The following is a 19,672-nucleotide window of genomic DNA, read 5'->3' on the forward strand; positions in this document are numbered from 1 at the left end:
GGGGGTGGGGGGGTATTGGTGGTGGCATCGGCATGGTGAATAACGTGCTGTGGCCACATCATGGCGGGTAAGACGGGCACCGCATGCGCTGAACTGCATGGCGATTTGCTAGAGAGCCCGGTTTTATGCTAAAAAGCGCTGGGCTTCGGCCTAAATACTCACACACACCGATCCAGGTCAGCTGGGTGTCCGCGAGGATGGCTGCTTGAGGTGTGTGGCGGATCATAACCCTTGAAAACTGGAGAAACCCTTATGAGCAGCAATGTAACCATGCGCGCCCTATTGGAAGCTGGCGTCCACTTTGGTCATCAATCCCGTTACTGGCATCCGAAGATGGCGCCGTATCTCTTTGGTGAGCGTAACCGCATTCACATTATCAACCTTGAGCATACCCTGCCGATGCTGCGCACCGCGCTGAGCTTTGTTGAGCAGATTTCCCGCAAGCATGGCCGTATCCTTTTCGTCGGCACCAAGCGCCAGGCACGCGAGGCGGTCGAGCAGGAGGCCCGCCGCAGCAACGCCTTCTTTGTCAATCAGCGCTGGTTAGGTGGTACCCTGACGAATTTTAAGACCATCCGTCAATCGATTCGCCGCCTTGACGAACTGGATCAGATGGCCGCCGACGGCACCATGGAAAAGCTGACCAAGAAGGAAGCGCTCACCCTGACCCGCGAGCGCGACAAGCTGGAGCGTAGCCTCGGCGGTATCAAAGACATGAACGGTCTGCCGGACGCTATTTTTGTGATTGATGTCGGTCATGAAAATATTGCCGTGTTGGAAGCTCGAAAGTTGGGTATCCCGGTGATCGGCGTGGTGGACAGCAACTGTGATCCACTGCTTATCGACTATCCCATCCCCGGTAATGACGACGCCACCCGCGCCATTCGTCTGTATGCCTCGCTGGTGGCCGATGCCGTTCTCGATGGTCGTCAGGGTGGTGAATCTGCGCTGCTCGACGAATTTGTTGAGGTGGACGAAGAAACGATCGAAATCGGCGCCGACTAGAGCATTCACCAGAATCTAAGGAGCTTTCATGGCTATCAGTGCACAACAGGTCAAAGAACTACGCGAGCGCACCGGCGCTGGCATGATGGAATGTAAAACGGTGCTGACCGAAGCCGATGGTGATTTGGAGGCCGCTATCGACCTCCTGCGCGCGCGCGGTCTGGCCAAGGCCGATAAAAAGGCGGGTCGGGTCGCTGCGGAGGGGGTCATCGTCGTGGCCCTTAGTAGCGACCAAAAACGGGGCATCGTGCTCGAAGTGAACTGTGAAACCGATTTTGTGGCCAAAAATGAAGATTTCCTGGCCCTGGCGAAGGATTGCGCCGACCAGGCTTTGGCGCATGGATTCAAGGAGGCGGATGCCTTACTGACCGATGCGGGTGTGGAAGAGCGTCGCAAGGGATTGGTCAGCAAGCTTGGCGAGAACATCAGTTTGCGCCGTCTGCAACATCTGCAGGTCGAGGAGGGTGTGATCGGTGCCTATGTTCATGGCAGCCGCATCGGTGTGCTTGTAGCCTTGGAAGGTCAGGCAGCTACCAGCGAACTCGGTCGTGATGTGGCCATGCATGTGGCGGCAGCTCGTCCCGAGGTGATCCACCCCAGTCAGGTTTCTCCCGAGCGTCTGGCCCGTGAGAAGGACATTCTCATTGCCCAGGCGGCAGACAGTGGTAAGCCTGCTGACATTATTGAGAAGATGATCTCTGGACGTCTGAATAAACTGCTCAATGAAATCGCGCTCACCGGACAGCCTTTCGTCAAAGATCCCGACCGCAGCGTCGGTCAACTGGTGCAGGGTTTCCCAGGTGTCGAAGTGCTGGAGTTTGTGCGTTTCGAGGTGGGTGAAGGGATCGAGAAGGCCCCCGCCACGGATTTTGCCACCGAGGTTATGGCGCAAGTCCGGGGGTCCTGAATGACAGCGCCCTTGTACTCCCGCATTCTCCTCAAGCTGAGCGGGGAGGCACTCATGGGCGACGGTCAGTATGGTGTGGACCGTGAGGTTGTGCAGCGTATGGCACGGGAAATCAAGGACGTCTCTGATACCGGAGTACAGATTGCCATCGTGATTGGTGGTGGCAATATTTTCCGGGGCATGGCCAAGGCGGCTGAAGGCATGGACCGCGCCACCGCCGACTATATGGGCATGCTGGCGACGGTCATGAACGCGCTTGCCGTGCAGGATGCCCTGGAACATCTGGGTTTGCCAACCCGGGTGTTGTCGGCGTTGCATATTGAGCAAGTGGCGGAGCCTTATATCCGGCGGCGGGCCATTCGTCATCTGGAGAAGGGGCGAGTCGTGATTTTTGGTGCCGGTACCGGTAATCCCTTTTTCACTACCGATACGGCGGCCAGTCTGCGTGCCGTGGAGATCAATGCCGAGGTGGTGCTCAAGGGAACGAAGGTCGATGGCGTGTATACCGATGATCCGGTTACTCACCCTGAGGCCATGCGCTACCGGGAACTGTCCTATGGCCAGGTGTTAGAGCAGAATCTGCAGGTTATGGATGCAACGGCCATCACCCTTTGCCGTGATAACGACATGCCGATCATCGTTTTTTCCATCAATAAATCCGGCGCTTTGATGCGGGTGATGCTGGGTGAAGAGGAAGGCACTTCCGTGCGCAGAGAGATTGCATGAGTATTCAAGAGATTAAAAAAGATTCCGAAACCCGGATGAAGAAGAGCATCGAGTCCCTGAAGGGGGAACTCACCCGACTGCGGACGGGCCGGGCCAGTGCCGGCCTGCTTGACCATGTGCAATTGGACTATTATGGGTCACCGACACCCTTGGCGCAGGTTGCTTCGGTTTCGGTCGCCGATGCTCGGTCGCTGCTGGTCACGCCGTGGGAAAAAAATCTGATTCCCAAGATTGATAAGGCGATCCGTGACGCTGGCCTAGGGCTGAATCCGGTGGCGGGTTCGGATAATGTGCGGGTTCCACTGCCCGCACTCTCCGAAGAACGCCGCAAGGAAATGGTCAAAGTGGTTCGGCAGGAGGGTGAGGGGGCGCGTGTAGCCATTCGCAATATTCGTCGCGACGGCATTTCTCAGGTCAAAGAACTGCACAAGCAGAAAACTATTTCGGAAGACGAAGCACGGCGCGCCGAGGAAGAATTTCAGAAACTGACGGACCGTTTTATCGATGAGGTGGACGCGGTAGTGGAGGCCAAGGAAGCTGACCTCATGGAGGTCTGACTCATGCCTTGCGCTGATGAAACCGTGCTCGCTTTGCCACGTCATGTTGCCGTCATTATGGATGGCAACGGTCGCTGGGCTCACCGCCAGTGTTTGCCGCGGGTGGCCGGCCATCGGCGCGGTGCGGAAGTGGTGCGGGAAATGGTGCAGTCCTGCGTGGATATCGGTATTCCTTACCTGACGCTTTTTGCCTTCAGCACCGAAAACTGGCGGCGTCCAGCCCTCGAAGTACGTTTGCTGATGAATCTCTTCCGTCTTTTATTACGGCGAGAAGTCCGTAAACTCCATGAGAATGGCGTTCGCCTGTGTATCATCGGTGATCGCAGTGCATTGGAGCGTGACATACGGCAGCTCATCGAAGAGGCTGAGGTGCTCACCTGCAACAACAAGCGACTCCAGCTCAATCTTGCGGTGAATTATGGCGGACGCTGGGATATTACGCAGGCAGCATGCGCGGCCATGGCGGCAATACAGGCGGGAGAATTCGCCCTCGAAGACCTCTCTGAGGCACATATTGCCCGATATCTCAGCCTGGCGGATATCGCCGAGCCCGATCTGCTGATTCGTACCGGTGGCGAAGAGCGCATCAGCAATTTCCTGGTTTGGCAGTTGGCTTATACCGAGTTTTATTTTTGTGATACGCTTTGGCCGGATTTTGACCGTACGGCTTTGGAGCACGCCCTGCATTCTTTCGCACATCGGCAACGGCGCTTTGGACGTACGGGTGATCAGGTGCTGGAGGGCGATTGCTTCGCCAGAGACTGATTACGGCCTCCCTATTATTCCTGCTGATTCTTGTGCTGATTTTTTGGGCACCTTATTGGGTTTTTCTTGTTTTTCTCATGTTGCTGGCGTTCCTGGCAGGACAGGAGTGGGGGCATCTCAGTTTGATAGCCTGGCCAAACGGACTGGCCTTGATATTGGCGACACTGCTTCCGATGCTCATCTTCTCGCAGCATCTTCCCTGGTCCGCGTTGGCACAGGGCAGCGTGATCTGGTGGGCACTGCTTGCGGCGTTGCTGATGCTGATGCGGCCTTCTCGGTTACCCGAGGCCGCGGCCTGGCAGCGCACGGTGAGCGCCATGGCGATCTTTCCTGTGCTTTTGCCTGCCTTGCTGTTCAGTTTGTCCCTCCAGCAACGTGCCCCACGGTTTTTGTTATGGGTGATTCTGATCATCAGTGTGGATGACGTGAGTGCGATGATTTTTGGTAAAATCTGGGGGCGTCATCCATTAGTGCCACGTATCAGCCCTGGCAAGACTTGGGAGGGCTTGCTGGGCGGCTTGCTTGCCAGCGCCATTATGGGCACACTGGGCGCTTGGATGTTGGTAGGCGCGGCAGTCTCGAGCCTTCGTTCCGGCGCCGTTTTGGGCTTGATTACGGGCATCTTCGCGGTCTTGGGCGATCTTGCCGAGAGTTTTCTGAAACGCCGCGCCAATTGCAAAGATAGTGGCCAGTTGTTGCCAGGACACGGTGGCTTGCTGGATCGCTTGGACAGCATGAGTGCGGGTATTCCGGTGTTTGTAGCCGGGCTTTATTATCTGGGTTGGTGGAAATGACACGCGGCATCTGCATACTCGGGGCTACAGGCTCCATCGGCAAGAGCACCCTGGATGTGGTATCGCGCCACCCCGATCAATTCCGGATCGTTGCGCTTACCGGTAATCATCGTGTCGCTGCAATGCAGGCACTCTGTGAGCAGCATCACCCTGAACTGGTGGTGATGGCCGCTCCGGAGGCCGCGCAGCAGTTGCGCGTTGCCCTCCGTGATGCGGGTTTGAAGCATATCCGTGTGGAAAGCGGTCGGGAGGCATTGGCAGAGGCAGCGCGTATGCCAGGTGTCGATGAAGTGATGGCGGCTATCGTGGGCGCCGCCGGCTTGTTACCGACCCTGGCGGCGGTGGAGTCTGGCAAAAAAGTCTATCTGGCCAACAAAGAATGCCTGGTAATGGCGGGTAGCCTGTTCATGGAGCGGGTGCGGCATCATCAGGTGACGCTGCTCCCCATCGACAGTGAGCACAATGCTGTATTCCAGTGCTTTGCCGAAGGCAAAGGCGTGCGCCGCATTCTGCTGACCGCCTCCGGGGGACCCTTTCGGGCCTGGCCTGTCGAGCGTCTGGCGGCGGTAACGCCGGATCAGGCCTGCGCCCATCCCAACTGGGTTATGGGCCGGAAAATTTCCGTAGACTCCGCGACCATGATGAACAAGGGGTTGGAGGTCATTGAAGCGCATTGGCTCTTTAATCTCCCGGCATCCCAGATTGATGTATTGATCCACCCGCAGAGCATCATCCATTCCATGGTGGAGTACGTGGATGGCTCCGTGCTGGCGCAACTGGGTAACCCCGATATGCGCACCCCTATTGCCCATGCTCTGGCTTATCCGGAGCGCATGGAAAGCGGGGTTTCATCGCTGGATCTGGCGCGTGGGCCGGACCTGCAGTTCGAAGCGCCGGACTTGCAGCGTTTTCCCTGTTTGGCTTTGGCGTTCAATGCGTTGAAGGTTGGCGGTGCCGCAGCGACCGTGCTCAATGCGGCTAATGAGATGGCGGTACAGGCCTTCCTGGAGGGTACCCTGCCGTTTTCCCGTATCGCAGCCGTCGTTGAAGACACGCTCAGCGAATTACAGCCTGCCGCTCCCGATCATCTGGATGCTGTGCTGACCGTTGATCAACTCGCACGGGAAGCCGCAGTCCGCCATCTTCGTCGGCACAGGTCGGGTATGCAGTGATTTTCCTGAGCACAAATGCAGATTTTTGAGACCATAGGAGCCTTTATTCTGGCTATCGGTATCCTCGTGCTGATCCACGAATCGGGTCATTTCGCGGTCGCCAAATCCATGGGTGTCAAAATACTCAAGTTCAGCATCGGCTTTGGGCCGACACTGATCAGCCGCCGTTGGGGACGGGATCAGACGGAGTATGTGATTGCCGCACTTCCTCTGGGTGGCTACGTCAAAATGCTCGGCGAACAGGAGGGTGAGCCGGTCTCGGTTGAAGACCGTAAACGAGCCTTTGATAAGCTCCCGCCCGGTAAACGCTTTTTGATTGCCCTGGCGGGACCGCTGGCTAACCTCTTGTTTGCGGTCGTGGCTTATGCGGGGGTGGCGTGGCTCGGTATCCCGGGATTGGCACCCATCGTTGGTCTGGTTCAGGACCATTCTCTTGCGGCTCAGGCGCAATTGCAGCCGGGGGAACGTATAGCGATGATCGATGGGCGGCGTGTCTATACCTGGGAGGATGTGCGCATGAGGCTCCTCTCCGCGGCGATTGCACGCACTCCGGTGACCTTGCAGACGACGCGCGGTGACGGTGCTCGAGTGATGATCCACATGCTGCCTCTGCAGACGCTTACCGCTGATGCTGTAGGGCCAGGCTTTATCAGTAAAGTCATCGGGATGGAACCTTACCTGCCCGCTGTCATCGGTGCTGTAGAGCCGCATGGCCCGGCCCAGCTGGCCGGCTTGCGGGCAGGAGACCGCATAGTTGCCATCGATGGTCACAGGGTCTCCGGCTGGGAGGGCTTGGCCCGGTATGTCGAATCGCACCCCGATAAAGTGATTCAGCTGCGTTATGTGACGGCGCAAGGACTCGCAAAAGCCGTAAGTCTCACCCCACAGATGTTTCTCGACAAGGCCGGAAAGCCGATAGGCCGTATCGGCATCATCATGGCACCTCTCCCCAAAAATCTGATCGTCCTGCGCGAGCGAGGTCCCCTGGAGGGCTTGATCTATGGGGTGCGAACCACGTGGCAAATGTCGCGTATGACCGTGGAGATGATCATGCGTATGGTGCAGGGTTTTGTATCCCCGGATAATATCAGTGGTCCGCTTGCCATCGCGGAGTTTGCCGGGCAGTCGGCGCAAGCTGGTCTGGCGCCATTTTTGTCTTTTCTCGGGCTGATTAGTATCAGCCTGGGGGTACTTAATCTTCTACCCATTCCGATTCTGGATGGGGGCCATCTGGTGTTTTACGCCGTGGAGATGGTGCGTGGCAAAGCACTTCCTGCGGTGGTGGTGCAAAAAGCGCAGCAGATCGGTATAGTGCTGCTTCTGATGCTTATGTCCTTCGCCTTCTACAATGATATTATGAGATTGTTGACACCGTGAAAAAATTCAGCCTCAGTTCGGCATCCCCCGTTTTTCTCGCCGCGAGTGTGGCTTGTGTTAGCGTCGTTTGGGCGGCACCAGCCTGGGCATTTACGCCCTTCACGGTCAAGAATATAGAAATTCGTGGTCTGGAGCATATCGCGCCAGGTACGGTCTACAACTACCTGCCTATCCATATCGGCGAGCAGGTGGATGACCAGAAGGCGCAGCAGGCCATCAAGGATCTCTATTCCACGGGATTCTTCAAGGATGTGACCATTGCCCGTTCTGACGACAATCTTCTGGTCATCGTGCAGGAGCGGCCCATCATTTCCAGCATCAAGATGGAGGGTATCAAGGCCTTTTCCAAGAGCGAGGTGAATGGCACGCTCAAAGGTGTCGGTCTGGTGGAAAGGCATATCTTCAATCGCTCGATTCTTGATCAGGTGGTGCATGGTCTGCAGGAACAGTATGAAGGCATGGGCTATTACAATGCCAAGATTCATGCGCGAGTAATAAAGCTGCCGCGCAATCGGGTGGCCATCCATATTGACGCAAAGGAAGGCGAGCAGGCGACCATCAAGCAGGTGACCATTGTCGGTAATCATGCCTTCAGTGAAAGCCGTCTGCGCGGCCTTTTCAGCATCGGCGCGCCGGATGCGTTTTCCTTCTTTAGCAAAAACAATCGTTATTCCCGTGAAAAACTTATGAAAGGCCTGGAGAAACTCCACAATTATTATCTGGATCGGGGTTATCTGAATTTTGATGTCGAATCGAGTCAGGTGCAGGTAACGCCGGATCGGCGCTTTGTGTATATCACGGTCAATGTGCATGAAGGGAGTCTCTATCATATCCAGTCGGTGCATCTGAGTGGTGATTTGGTCGTGCCAAAGCCGGAACTCGAAAAACTGATGGAGATCCGGGCGGGCGACGTGTTTTCCCGAGCCAAGATCAATGACACCAATAGTGCCATTGCGGAAAAGCTGGGAAACCTGGGCTACGCTTTCGCCAATACCACGCCAGTGCCCAAAGTGGACGCAAAAACCCACGAAGTGGCTCTGAATTTTGAGGTGAACCCAGGTCGTAAGGTCTATATACGCCGCATTGAAATCACTGGTAATGACAAAAGCCGGGACTATGTGGTTCGGCGTCAATTCCGGCAGATGGAAGGCGCGCTTTATGACGGCGCGCTGATCCGGCGCTCCAAGCTGCGTCTGCAGCAGACCGGTTTTTACGACAAGATCAACACCAAAACCGTACCCGTTCCGGGGCATCCTGATCAATTGGATCTGGATGTCGATGTGAGTGAAAGGCCGACGGGTAGTTTTAGTATTGGTGTTGGTTACTCCAATGCCCAGGGTATCCTGTTCAATGGTTCGATCAGTCAAAACAATTTTATGGGTACGGGTAACGCGCTGTCTTTCTCGGCGAATGTGGGTGGTTTGGGGACGGCGTACAATCTCTCCTTTACAGACCCGTATGTTACGCCGGACGGCATCAGTCTCGGCTTCAGCCTATATCGGAACAACACCAATCTTTCCATTCTGTCCGTAGCCCCTTATCAGGAAATTGATTACGGCGGAACTGCCACGCTGGGTATTCCAGTGATGCAGTATATCTATGATTATATGTCGTTGGGTTTCAGTAATACGACAATTAATCTCTTTGCTAATCCGCCAGCAATTTACTCCCAATATGTCCAGACATTTGGTAACACAGCCACAGCGCTGACGGTTGGAAATGCCCTGACTTTTGACAGCCGGAATTCACCGATATTTCCCACCAAAGGTTTCTACGGAAGTCTGGCGCTGAAGGCTGCGGTACCCCCCGCGAAACTGCGCTGGTATAAGGCGGAGATTAAAGCGGACTATTATCATCCCATTACTTCCTGGCTGACGGGTGGATTGAGTGGGCGCTATGGCTTTATCAACGGCTATGGCGGGTTAAGTGTGCCATTCTTTAATAACTACTATATGGGCGGTCCGACCACCTTGCCGGGTTACCAGACCTATTCGTTGGGACCACAAGTGGGTGGCTACCCCGTAGGCGGCACTCGCGAGTTGCTGTTTAATGCCAGCCTGTATTTCCCGCTTCCGGGTCTCGCAGATAATAATAATTTCCGGATGTCTCTGTTTGCGGCCAGCGGATGGGTTTATGGTGTTAACTCGGATGCCAGTGGAAATAACTACTCATACAACAATCAGTATTTCCCGAGTTTGGGCCAAATGCGGACGACGGTGGGTGTCGGTTTCCTGTGGATCAGCCCGATGGGACCTCTGCGCCTGTCTCTCGCCGTACCACTCAATAGGCATCCGAACGATTTGACCCAGCCTTTGCAGTTCACCGTGGGTAATAATTTTTGATAGTGTGGCGTTAGGATATGAATTGGCAACTGCGCATTGGGGTCGTTCTCCTGTTGATGCTGACTTCGGCGGTAGCGTGGGCAGCCCCACTGAAGATCGGCTTTGTGGATCTCGATCGCGCATTGCGCGAACTGCCCGAGGCGCAGGCAGGCGCGACCAGCCTCAACAAACAGATAGCGGCTAAGCAGAAGGAAATCGAGGCGAAACGCCAACAGGTCAACACCTTTCAAAAGACCTTGGAAAGAGATTTTCCGCATCTGACCAATGCGCAAAGGCAGGAACGAGAGGCACGATTGCAAAATATGATCCTCAATTTTCAGCAGTTCCAGCGGCAGGCCCAGGATGGTTTAAACTATCAACGTAATCAGATTCTGAAAAACATACAGGATCAACTGGTCAAAGTGGTGAGCAGAATTGGGCGTGCCGGGCACTATACGGTTATCCTCAATGATAAGTCTGTGCTTTATGTGAATGGCGCCATTGATATTACCTCGCAGGTGGTGGCGGCGATGGCGGCCAAACCTCCTTCTGATAAAGTGAAGGGTGGTAAATAGCGTGGCGCATGGCTTGTATCTCCTCGGTGATCTTGCACGGGTAGCTGGCGCTCAATTGCGTGGCGACGCTGGATACCAGATTAGTGCTGTGGCGCCTCTCAATACGGCCAGCAGTGCGGACCTTACTTTTTATCAGGACCCGCATTTGCGAAGTCTGTTAAAAGCGAGTAGAGCGGGAGCAGTGGTAATTACTCCGCAGGATGCGGAGGATTTTGTCGGCAACTGCCTGTTGACGGACAATCCCTATGCGGCGTTTGCGCGGATCATGCAGCACATCTATCCGCAGGACACCCTTCAGCCTGGGCTGCACCATACGGCGCAACTGGCGCGAGATGCGCAGGTGGATCCCGGTGCCCGCATAGATGCCTACGTGCAGATAGAGGCCGGAGCGGTGATCGCCGCGGGTGTTTGGCTGGAGGCCGGCACCTTTATTGGTGCGGGCGTGGCGGTTGGGAGGGGGTCACATCTTTACCCCGGTGTTAAAATTTATGCGGGCTGCAAGTTGGGCGCCGATTGCATCCTCCATGCGGGTGCGGTGATCGGTGCCGATGGTTTTGGTTTTGCCGAGGCGGATGGCCGATTTCTGAAGATACCGCAGGTGGGTCGTGTGCTCATTGGAAATGACGTGGAGATTGGTGCCAACTCTTGCGTTGACCGTGGCGCGTTGGCCGACACGGTGATTGAAGACGGGGTAAAGATAGATAATCTGGTGCAGATCGGGCACAACGTCCAGATCGGTGCGCATACGGTTATCGCCGGACAGACTGGTATCGCGGGAAGTACGCGGGTTGGCCGTCATTGCCGCATTGGTGGTCAGGTGGGGATTACCGGTCACATAGAAATTACCGATGGCTGTGTGATTGCCGGACAGAGCGCGGTGACGCATTCCTTGCATCGTCCTGGTGTTTATTCGGGGGTGATCCCCGCACAGGAAGTGAACCGCTGGAGACGGATCGTCGCGCGTCTCAACGGGCTGGACGCACTGTTCCGTCGGGTGCAGCGAATCGAGCGTGAAGCCGGGCAGGATTTATCTACAAACGGGGAGCCATCTGATCGTGAATGAGCTGAATATTCAGGATATTCTTAAACGCTTGCCACATCGCTATCCATTTTTGCTGGTGGATCGGGTGGTTGAAATGGAGATAGGGAAGCGTTTGCGCGCTTTGAAAAATGTCACCATGAACGAACCGTATTTCCAAGGGCATTTCCCGGGATTTCCGGTTATGCCGGGGGTGCTCATCATTGAAGCGCTTGCCCAGGCTGCGGCGCTTCTCGCCTTTGTCTCCGAAGACAAGTATGGCGATAACGCGGCGGTTTATTTTGCCGGGATCGATAAGGCACGTTTCCGCAAACCGGTGACGCCGGGTGATCAGTTGGAACTCATCGCCAATGTAAGCCGCCGGCGTTCCGGTATGTGGCAGATGGAAACGATGGCACTGGTCAATGGGGTGGAGGTTGCCTCTGCGTTGCTATTGGCCACATTGCGTGAGCATGCCCAATGACTGCACAGATTCATCCGCAAGCTATCGTTGATCCCTTGGCACGGATCGGCGAGGGTTGCGTAATCGGGCCTTTTGCGGTCATTGGTGCAGATGTGGAGATCGGCAATCACTGCCAGATCGGTGCGCATACAGTCATTGAAGGTCCTAGCCGCTTGGGGGCCCATAACCATATCTTTCAATTTGCGTCTGTGGGCACTGCTCCCCAGGACCTTGGCTATACGGGTGAACCTACCGCGCTCGAAATCGGCTCGCACAATACGATACGCGAGTTTGTCACCATCAATCGCGGCACCGTGAAAGGTGGTGGGGTCACGCGGATTGGCAATCACAATCTCCTCATGGCCTACTGCCATGTGGCGCATGACTGTTGTATTGGCGATCAGGTGGTGATGGCCAATGCTGCAACACTCGCCGGTCATGTCAGTGTCGAAGATCACGCCATCCTCGGCGGATTGTCGGCAGTACATCAGTATGCGCGGGTAGGGGCACATGCGATTCTCGGCGGCGGTACCATGGCTCCGCTAGATATTCCGCCCTTTATGATGGCGGCGGGTAACCATGCCAGATTGCATGGGATTAACGTTCGCGGTCTCGCGCGGCGGGGTATTTCCCGGGAGACTATCCTACAGATTAAGCGGGCTTACCGCCTACTCTTCCGTTCTGGGCAACGTTTGGAAGGTGCTATGGATGAAGTCTTGCAACGTGGTCTGAACGCGCCTGAAGTGGCTTATCTCCTGGACTTTATCCGCAGCAGCAAGCGGGGAATTACCCGGCCATGAAAAACATGAGAACCGGCGTTATCGGCGTGGGTCATCTGGGTCTTTTCCACGCTCAGAAATATGCCGCGCTTTCGCAATTTGTGGGTATTTTTGATCAAAATGCCGAGCGCGCTGCAGAGGTGGCGGCAGAGCTGGATTGCCAGGCTTTTTCCAGTGTCGGCGCGTTACTGGCCGAAGTGGATGCGGTGTCCATTGTCACCCCCACCTCCACCCACTTCGCTGTGGCGGAAGCGGCCATGCAGGCAGGTGTGCACTGTCTGGTCGAAAAACCTTTTACCCTGGATACCGAAGAAGCGGATACACTGATCGGCATGGCGCAGGAACGTCACTTGGTGCTGGCCGTCGGCCATATCAAACGGGTGCATCCGGCGATTCAGCATTTGCGCCAGGCGGGTTACGGAGCGCCTCGCTATCTCGAGGCGGAACGTCTGGCGCCCTTCAAGCCGCGCTCGCTGGATATCGACGTGATTATGGATCTGATGATTCACGATCTGGATCTGACATTGCTGTTGACCGGTGCTGAGCCGGTGGACGTGCGCGCTGTGGGTGTCGCGGCAGTGACGGACAAGGCGGATATGGCCAACGCCTGGATGACGCTGAACAATGGCACGGTGGCCAACCTGGCGGCCTCCCGGGTAGTGCGGGAACCAGCACGGCGCATGCGTATTTTTTGGCAGGATCGTTATGCCTCGGTGGATTTTCTCAACAACACCCTGCATATCTACCATCGCGGTGCGGGATCTGTGCCGGGAATTCCCGGTGTGCGTGATGAGGCCGTGGAGTTACCCAAACGGGATGCCCTGGCGGCGGAGATTGAGGATTTCCTGAATGCCATCGTGACGCACCGGCCGGTGTTTTGTGATGGCATCGCGGGTCGGCGGGTGCTGGCGGCGGCGCTGCAGGTGCGGGTGGCCGTGGAGGCTTTTCTACAGCACTGAGAGGCATACTGGTGCTGGTCTTGACGTTTTTTGGACGGTGATGCATGACGCAAAATACAGCAATTCCCATGGTCGATTTGCGCGCGCACTTTGCGCCACTCCGGGATGAGATTCTGACGGGGATAGGGAAAATTCTGGAAGAGGCCAGCTTTATTCTGGGAAATCATGGACGTGCGCTGGAGGCGGAGGTGGCGGGACTCTCCGGTGTTGCTTACGGTGTAGGCTGCGCTTCCGGTACGGATGCCCTGATGCTGGCTCTGCGTGCCCTGGGGATTGGTCCCGGCGACGAAGTGATCGTCCCTGCCTTTACGTTCATTGCGACTGCGGAAGCCGTGCTTTATGTGGGTGCTACGCCGATCTTTGTGGATGTGGATGATCGTTTTTACGCCATGACCGTTGCCGGTATCGAGGCCGCGATTACGCCGCGGACCAAAGCGATCATCCCCGTACATCTCTACGGCTTGCCTGCGGATATGCCTGCCATCATGGCGCTCGCTCAGAAACATGGTTTACAGGTCATTGAGGATTGTGCCCAAGCCATTGGCGCCGAAATAAACGGACAGCGGGTAGGAAGTTTTGGCGACCTCGGCTGTTTTTCTTTCTTCCCCAGTAAAAATCTCGGTGCTGCCGGGGATGGTGGAATGGTGGTGACGGCGGATGCGGAACTGGAACGTAAACTGCGCGGACTGCGCAACCATGGTTCCTGGCAAACCTACCACCACGACGTATTGGGCTATAATAGCCGCCTCGACGAAATGCAGGCGCTGATTCTGCGGGCGAAGTTCCCGTATCTGGCGACTTATAACGCCGGACGGCGGCAGGCGGCGGGGTGGTACGCCGAACATCTGGCGGGTCTCGATCTACAGTTGCCTGCGGTGCCGGTGGGCTATCACCACGTCTTCCACCAGTTTACCATCCAATCGGATGCACGGGATGCGGTCAAAGCGGCATTGCATGCGGAGGGCATCGCCAGTGCCATCTACTATCCCATTCCGGGGCATCGGCAGAAGATGTTTGCGCATCAGCCCCAAGCCCATTGTCCGGTGGCGGAGCGTCTGGCGGAGCGGGTGCTCTCGCTGCCCATGTTCCCGGAACTGCGTGAAGAGCAGATTGCCAGGATTGCTACCGTGATCCGTCGCACCCTGCACGGCTAGGACCTTGGGCAAGGCCTTTATGCTCGCGGTAGAGCGTTCCGGCGAAAATCTCGGGCTGGAAATCATGGCGAATGCAGCGCAGGCCGGACTCGCTCTACAGTGGTCGGGGGTGGTTGGATCCCGCCTACAGGCTGCGGGAGTGCAGAATATTGCCGATGGTGAAGTCTTGGCGATGATAGGGTTGGTCGAAGTCTTGCGGCACTACCGCCGCCTGCGCAGGCTCTATGGGCAGATTCGGCAGCATCTGCAGGCGGAACGGCCGGATTGCGTGGTGCTGATCGACCATCCGGCGTTCAATCTGCACATTGCCAAGCTGGCTAAAAATCTGGGCATTCGGGTGCTCTACGTGGTCGGTCCCCAGATCTGGGCCTGGCGCTCGCAGCGGATTCATCAGATCAAGCGCGTGGTGGACCACATGCTGGTGCTTTTTCCCTTTGAAGTGCCCATTTATGCACAGGTGGGGGTGCCGGTGCATGTGCTGGCACATCCACTGTTGGCGCAGACTGCAGCAGTGCCCAATCGGGAAAGCGCGCGGGCGGCGCTGAACATGGCGGCAGATGGCCAGGTGCTTGCGCTTTTACCCGGGAGTCGGCGTGGTGAACTGGAACGACTGGTGTTGCGTTATGCCGAAACGGCTCGCCGCTTGCGCGAACAGATGCCGGATTTGCGAATTCTGGTGGCCTTGGCCAGGGAGGAGTTACGCCCCCTCTGGGAGCGGCTCTGGAAACAAGGTGCCGGGCCGGAAGATGCACGGCTGGCGGTCGCCCAGACTCAAACTGTGCTGGCGGCCGCCGATGTGGTGCTGGTCGCCTCCGGTACCGCCACCCTGGAAACCGCACTCATGCAGCGCCCGGCGGTGGTCGTCTATATTTTGAACGCACTCACCTTTGCTGTTGTCCGCAGGCTGGTGAAGACACCCTTCGTGGCCATGCCCAATGTTCTGCTGAAAAAATCCGTGTACCCGGAATTTCTCCAGGAGGCATTTGAGCCCGCGCAAGTGGCGGATGCCCTAGCCGCACTTTTGGGCCCGGCAGGCCCCGTGCAGGTGGCAGAATTGCAAAAACTGCGCGGTTTGCTGGAAGGCGATTCCCCGGAGCAATTGCAGCAGGTACTACGCGAGATGTTGACGTGAAGCCGGTCGTCCTATGAAAAACGCACCGGACCTGGAACACTGGGGACCCCAGTGTGCCGGAGTGGATGAAGCGGGGCGGGGACCGCTTGCCGGTCCGGTGGTGGCGGCAGCGGTGATTCTGCGCGCCCCCCTCCATGGCCTGAATGATTCCAAGAAAATGACGGCAGTGGCACGGGCGCATTGGGCTGCCCGTATCCGCAGCGAGGCCCTGGCCTGGTCGGTGAGCCGGGCTGCGGTTTGGGAGATTGAACGCTACAATATTTTACAGGCGTCTTTGCGGGCCATGGCCCGGGCGGTTGCGGGCCTGCCCCGGCGACCTCAGCGGATTATTGTCGATGGCAACCAGTCACCCCCCGGTTGGCAGGTAGAGACGCGGGTGGGTGGCGACGGTCAGGTGGATGCGATCGCTGCCGCGGGTATTCTGGCCAAAGTAGCGCGGGATGAGGAGATGCTCTTGCTCGACAGGTATTATCCCCAATACGGATTGGCGCGACATATGGGTTATGGCACTGTGGTGCACTTGGCGGCCCTGCGGCGCTGTGGACCCTCGGTCCTGCACCGGCGTGGTTTCGCTCCTGTGGATCGGGCTTGGGCAGCGGTGCAATGAGTACCCCCCGCTTTGTCCATTTGCACGTACACTCTGAATATTCCTTGGAGGATGGCATTATTCCGGTGAAGGCGCTGGTCAGGCGCTGTGCGGAGCGGGGCATGTCGGCCGTAGCGATCACCGATCATGGCAATCTCTTCGCCCTGGTCAAATTCTACAACGCGGCCCGGAGTCTGGGTGTCAAGCCCCTGATTGGCAGTGAAATCTGGGTGCATGATGCGGCAGATTTGGATCGGCCCGCCGGCCTGATCCTGCTGTGTATGAATAAAACCGGCTACGGCAACCTCAGCCGCTTGCTCAGTCGGGCTTACCTGGAGGGTAGTCGCCACGGACGTCCACAGATCGACGCGGTATGGCTGGAAGGTGCGAGTGACGGTCTCATCGCGCTGTCTGCGGCAGGCCAGGGGGAAATCGGGCGTGCCCTGCAGCGCAATCCCCAGCAGGCGGAAGACCGAGCACGATACTACGCAAAGCTTTTCCCCGAACGTTTTTATCTGGAAGTGCAGCGCAATGGCGAGATTGGGCAGGAGGCGCTGGTACAGGCCACGGTGCTGCTCGCAGGAAAATTGGATTTACCACTGGTGGCCACCAACAATGCACACTTTCTGGATGCGGCGGACTTTGCGGCCTTCGATGCGCGGCAGTGTATTTCTGCGGGCTTTACCCTGGATGACCCACGCCGTCCCCGCCGTTTTACGCCGGAGCACCGTCTGCCAGACCCCGAAGAAATGCGAGAGCGTTTTGCGGACCTGCCGGAAGCTTGCGACAACACCATCGAAATCGCGCGACGCTGTAATATGGAGTTGGTGTTAGGCCAGTATGCGCTCCCGGACTACCCCATTCCTGCCGGTCAGTCCGTAGATGAATATTTGCATGATGCGGCGCAAAAAGGTCTACAGGAACGTTTGCAGGAACTGCATATCACCGGCGACGCCACGCTGCCTTATCATGAACGCCTGTTGCGTGAGGTCAGCGTCATTCAGCAGATGGGCTTCCCCGGTTATTTTCTCATCGTCGCGGATTTCATACAGTGGGCAAAAAATAATGGCGTCCCGGTAGGGCCGGGGCGTGGCTCCGGTGCCGGATCGCTGGTGGCCTATGCACTGCGGATCACCGATCTCGATCCCATTGGCAATGGCCTGTTGTTCGAACGCTTTCTCAACCCCGAGCGTGTTTCCATGCCTGATTTCGACGTGGATTTCTGCATGGATCAGCGTGACCGCGTGATTCAGTATGTGGCCGACAAATACGGTCGCGATCGGGTCGGCCAGATCATTACCTTCGGGACGATGAAGGCGCGGGCGGTGGTACGTGATGTCGGCCGGGTGCTGGGTTTGCCTTACGGCTTTGTCGACCAATTGGCTAAGTTGGTGCCGGGCGATCTGGGTATGACCCTGGCGAAGGCCCTGGAGGAGTCCGAGGAACTGCGCCGCCGCCAGACCGAGGAAGACGATGTCCGTGACTTGTTGGACATCGCTCTGCGCCTGGAGGGCTTGCCACGCCACGCCTCTACCCATGCGGGTGGCGTGGTGATTTCCCCGGAACCGCTGGCCGACCGCCTGCCGCTCTTTAACGACGGTTCCGAAGGGGGGGGTAACGTCACCCAGCTCGATAAGGATGATGTGGAGAAGATGGGACTGGTAAAGTTCGACTTTCTCGGGTTGCGCACCCTGACCATCATTGATATGGCGATCAAGCTCATCAATGCCGATGCGCCGGCGACGGGGCGCGCACCAGTGAATATTCAGCAATTACCTTTAGACGATGCGGCGACTTTTGCCTTGCTCAAATCCACCGAGACGGCGGCGGTCTTCCAACTGGAGTCGTCTGGCATGCGTGATCTGGTGCGGCGTCTGCAGCCTGATACCTTTGAAGATATCGTTGCCCTCGTCGCCTTGTTCCGGCCCGGACCACTGCAGTCAGGCATGGTCGATGACTTCATCGCCCGTAAACATGGCAAGGCGCAGGTAACTTTTCTGCATCCCGACCTGGCGCCGATTCTCGATGAAACCTATGGGGTGATTGTTTATCAGGAACAGGTCATGCAATCCGCACAGACGCTGGCGGGTTATTCCCTCGGCGGCGCCGATTTGCTGCGGCGGGCCATGGGCAAGAAAAAACCGGAGGAAATGGCCAAGCAGCGCGCTATTTTCCTGGCGGGGGCTCACAAAAATGGTCTGGCAGCGGACCAGGCCGGGGCGATCTTCGACCTCATGGAAAAGTTTGCCGAGTACGGTTTCAACAAGTCGCACTCGGCAGCCTATGCTCTGGTGTCCTATCAGACGGCTTACCTGAAGGCGCACTATCCACAATTTTTTATGGCGGCTGTGTTGACCGCGGATATGGACCATACCGACAAGGTCGTGGCGATGCTTGCCGAGTGTACCCGTATGGGGCTACGGATTGTTCCGCCGAGCGTTCAGCAGGGGGTATTGGAGTTCCGACCGGAGGGGGATGGTGATATCCGCTTTGGTCTGGGAGCCATTAAAGGTTTGGGGCGGGCCGCCATTCAGGCGATTCTCGACGCTCGTAGAGAAGGGCCCTTCTTGAATCTTTTCGATCTGCTCTGCCGGGTGGATACCCAGAAAATCAATCGCCGTGCCCTGGAAGCGTTGATTCGTGCCGGCGCTATGGATGACTGGGGTGTGTCGCGGGCCAGCCTGATTGCTTCCGTGGACAGTTGTATTGAAGCAGCGGCGCAGTTTCAGAGCAATCGGGCAAGTCAGCAGGAATCGTTGTTTAGCGGACAGGAAGCATTGCCGGTGGCGCCACCGCCGGTGCTGGCGGAAGCATGGAGCCTCACCGAAACCCTGCGTCAGGAACGGGAGACCCTGGGTTTTTATCTCAGTGGTCATCCTATGGCTAGTCTGCGGGATGATCTGGCGGCACTGGGAACGGTGCCTCTCGGCGACATCTGCAGTGGCACCACGGTGCTGGTGGCTGGGTTGGTGGTGGCGCGGCGCAGCACCCGGACCAAGCGTGGTGATCGTATATATTTCCTGACCCTGGACGACGGTCGGGGGCGGCTGGAGGTGGTCATTTTTGCCGAAGTCTGGGCGCAGGCCGGTAAAGTCGGGGAGGGTGAGGAGCCGGTGCTGGTTTTGGGGGAGGTGGGCGAGGACAGCTATTCTGGTGGCTTGCGGCTCAGTGCCCTGCGCGTGCTGGATACGGCGCGGGCGCGTGAGGAATTGGCTACGCAACTGACCCTGGAACTGGAAATCGCTGCAGAATTGGCTCCCCAAGACCTGCTTGCCGTGCTCCGTAAATACCCTGGCCAAACGGCTTTGCGTCTGCGTTTGCGCGTCGGTGCCGATATTGTCGCGCAATTACGGGTGGCGGAGAGCCTGAGCTTCGCGGCGGG

General features: G+C 57.2%; 18 protein-coding genes. All 18 read left to right on the forward strand.

The genetic code is table 11. From position 1 onward, the window contains the following. The first annotated feature begins 252 nt into the window (after positions 1–252). Positions 253–1,005 (forward strand): 30S ribosomal protein S2, encoded by a 753-nt coding sequence (gene rpsB, locus HF921_RS02000; RefSeq protein WP_064219719.1) that lies wholly within the window; start codon positions 253–255, stop codon positions 1,003–1,005. 28 nt (positions 1,006–1,033) lie between these two features. Next, on the forward strand, positions 1,034–1,912 hold the full coding sequence (gene tsf, locus HF921_RS02005) for a translation elongation factor Ts (protein ID WP_064219718.1): 879 nt from the start codon (positions 1,034–1,036) through the stop codon (positions 1,910–1,912). Then, a complete protein-coding gene (pyrH, locus tag HF921_RS02010) occupies positions 1,913–2,638 on the forward strand; it encodes a UMP kinase (RefSeq protein ID WP_064219717.1) in 726 nt (241 codons plus the stop codon). It abuts the gene before it with no gap. After that, the gene (gene frr / locus HF921_RS02015; protein WP_014028711.1) at positions 2,635–3,195 is read left to right on the forward strand and encodes a ribosome recycling factor; all 561 of its coding nucleotides are present in this window, start codon (positions 2,635–2,637) and stop codon (positions 3,193–3,195) included. Before pyrH ends, frr begins: the two co-directional genes overlap by 4 nt. A gap of 3 nt (positions 3,196–3,198) precedes the next feature. Further along, on the forward strand, positions 3,199–3,960 hold the full coding sequence (uppS, locus tag HF921_RS02020; protein WP_064219716.1) for a polyprenyl diphosphate synthase: 762 nt from the start codon (positions 3,199–3,201) through the stop codon (positions 3,958–3,960). Then, a complete protein-coding gene (locus tag HF921_RS02025; RefSeq protein ID WP_064219715.1) occupies positions 3,942–4,754 on the forward strand; it encodes a phosphatidate cytidylyltransferase in 813 nt (270 codons plus the stop codon). The genes uppS and HF921_RS02025 overlap by 19 nt, the downstream gene beginning before the upstream one ends. Further along, entirely contained in the window at positions 4,751–5,926 is a 1,176-nt protein-coding gene (gene ispC / locus HF921_RS02030) for a 1-deoxy-D-xylulose-5-phosphate reductoisomerase (RefSeq protein WP_215893216.1), read from the forward strand. Before HF921_RS02025 ends, ispC begins: the two co-directional genes overlap by 4 nt. A 15-nt stretch (positions 5,927–5,941) precedes the next feature. Beyond that, positions 5,942–7,303 (forward strand): RIP metalloprotease RseP, encoded by a 1,362-nt coding sequence (gene rseP / locus HF921_RS02035; protein ID WP_215893217.1) that lies wholly within the window; start codon positions 5,942–5,944, stop codon positions 7,301–7,303. Continuing rightward, on the forward strand, positions 7,300–9,645 hold the full coding sequence (gene bamA / locus HF921_RS02040) for an outer membrane protein assembly factor BamA (RefSeq protein ID WP_215893218.1): 2,346 nt from the start codon (positions 7,300–7,302) through the stop codon (positions 9,643–9,645). Before rseP ends, bamA begins: the two co-directional genes overlap by 4 nt. Positions 9,646–9,662: 17 nt before the next feature. After that, entirely contained in the window at positions 9,663–10,199 is a 537-nt protein-coding gene (locus HF921_RS02045; RefSeq protein WP_064219711.1) for an OmpH family outer membrane protein, read from the forward strand. Position 10,200: 1 nt separating this feature from the next. Then, the gene (gene lpxD / locus HF921_RS02050; protein WP_215892432.1) at positions 10,201–11,262 is read left to right on the forward strand and encodes a UDP-3-O-(3-hydroxymyristoyl)glucosamine N-acyltransferase; all 1,062 of its coding nucleotides are present in this window, start codon (positions 10,201–10,203) and stop codon (positions 11,260–11,262) included. Then, positions 11,255–11,701 carry a 3-hydroxyacyl-ACP dehydratase FabZ gene (gene fabZ, locus HF921_RS02055; protein ID WP_064219709.1) on the forward strand — a complete coding sequence of 149 codons (447 nt, stop codon included), beginning with the start codon at positions 11,255–11,257 and terminating at the stop codon, positions 11,699–11,701. Before lpxD ends, fabZ begins: the two co-directional genes overlap by 8 nt. Then, entirely contained in the window at positions 11,698–12,480 is a 783-nt protein-coding gene (gene lpxA / locus HF921_RS02060; RefSeq protein WP_064219708.1) for an acyl-ACP--UDP-N-acetylglucosamine O-acyltransferase, read from the forward strand. Before fabZ ends, lpxA begins: the two co-directional genes overlap by 4 nt. Further along, on the forward strand, positions 12,477–13,418 hold the full coding sequence (locus tag HF921_RS02065; RefSeq protein ID WP_215893219.1) for a Gfo/Idh/MocA family protein: 942 nt from the start codon (positions 12,477–12,479) through the stop codon (positions 13,416–13,418). The genes lpxA and HF921_RS02065 overlap by 4 nt, the downstream gene beginning before the upstream one ends. A 44-nt stretch (positions 13,419–13,462) precedes the next feature. Next, on the forward strand, positions 13,463–14,572 hold the full coding sequence (locus HF921_RS02070; protein ID WP_064219706.1) for a DegT/DnrJ/EryC1/StrS family aminotransferase: 1,110 nt from the start codon (positions 13,463–13,465) through the stop codon (positions 14,570–14,572). A gap of 4 nt (positions 14,573–14,576) precedes the next feature. Continuing rightward, the gene (gene lpxB / locus HF921_RS02075; RefSeq protein WP_215893220.1) at positions 14,577–15,704 is read left to right on the forward strand and encodes a lipid-A-disaccharide synthase; all 1,128 of its coding nucleotides are present in this window, start codon (positions 14,577–14,579) and stop codon (positions 15,702–15,704) included. A gap of 13 nt (positions 15,705–15,717) precedes the next feature. Beyond that, on the forward strand, positions 15,718–16,311 hold the full coding sequence (locus HF921_RS02080; protein ID WP_215850342.1) for a ribonuclease HII: 594 nt from the start codon (positions 15,718–15,720) through the stop codon (positions 16,309–16,311). Further along, positions 16,308–19,672, forward strand: a 3,365-nt coding sequence (gene dnaE / locus HF921_RS02085; RefSeq protein ID WP_215893221.1) for a DNA polymerase III subunit alpha, incomplete at its 3' end; no start/stop codon positions are given. The genes HF921_RS02080 and dnaE, both read left to right, overlap by 4 nt.

The organism is Acidithiobacillus ferriphilus, from assembly GCF_018854775.1.
In the GTDB taxonomy this organism is placed as follows: domain Bacteria; phylum Pseudomonadota; class Gammaproteobacteria; order Acidithiobacillales; family Acidithiobacillaceae; genus Acidithiobacillus; species Acidithiobacillus ferriphilus.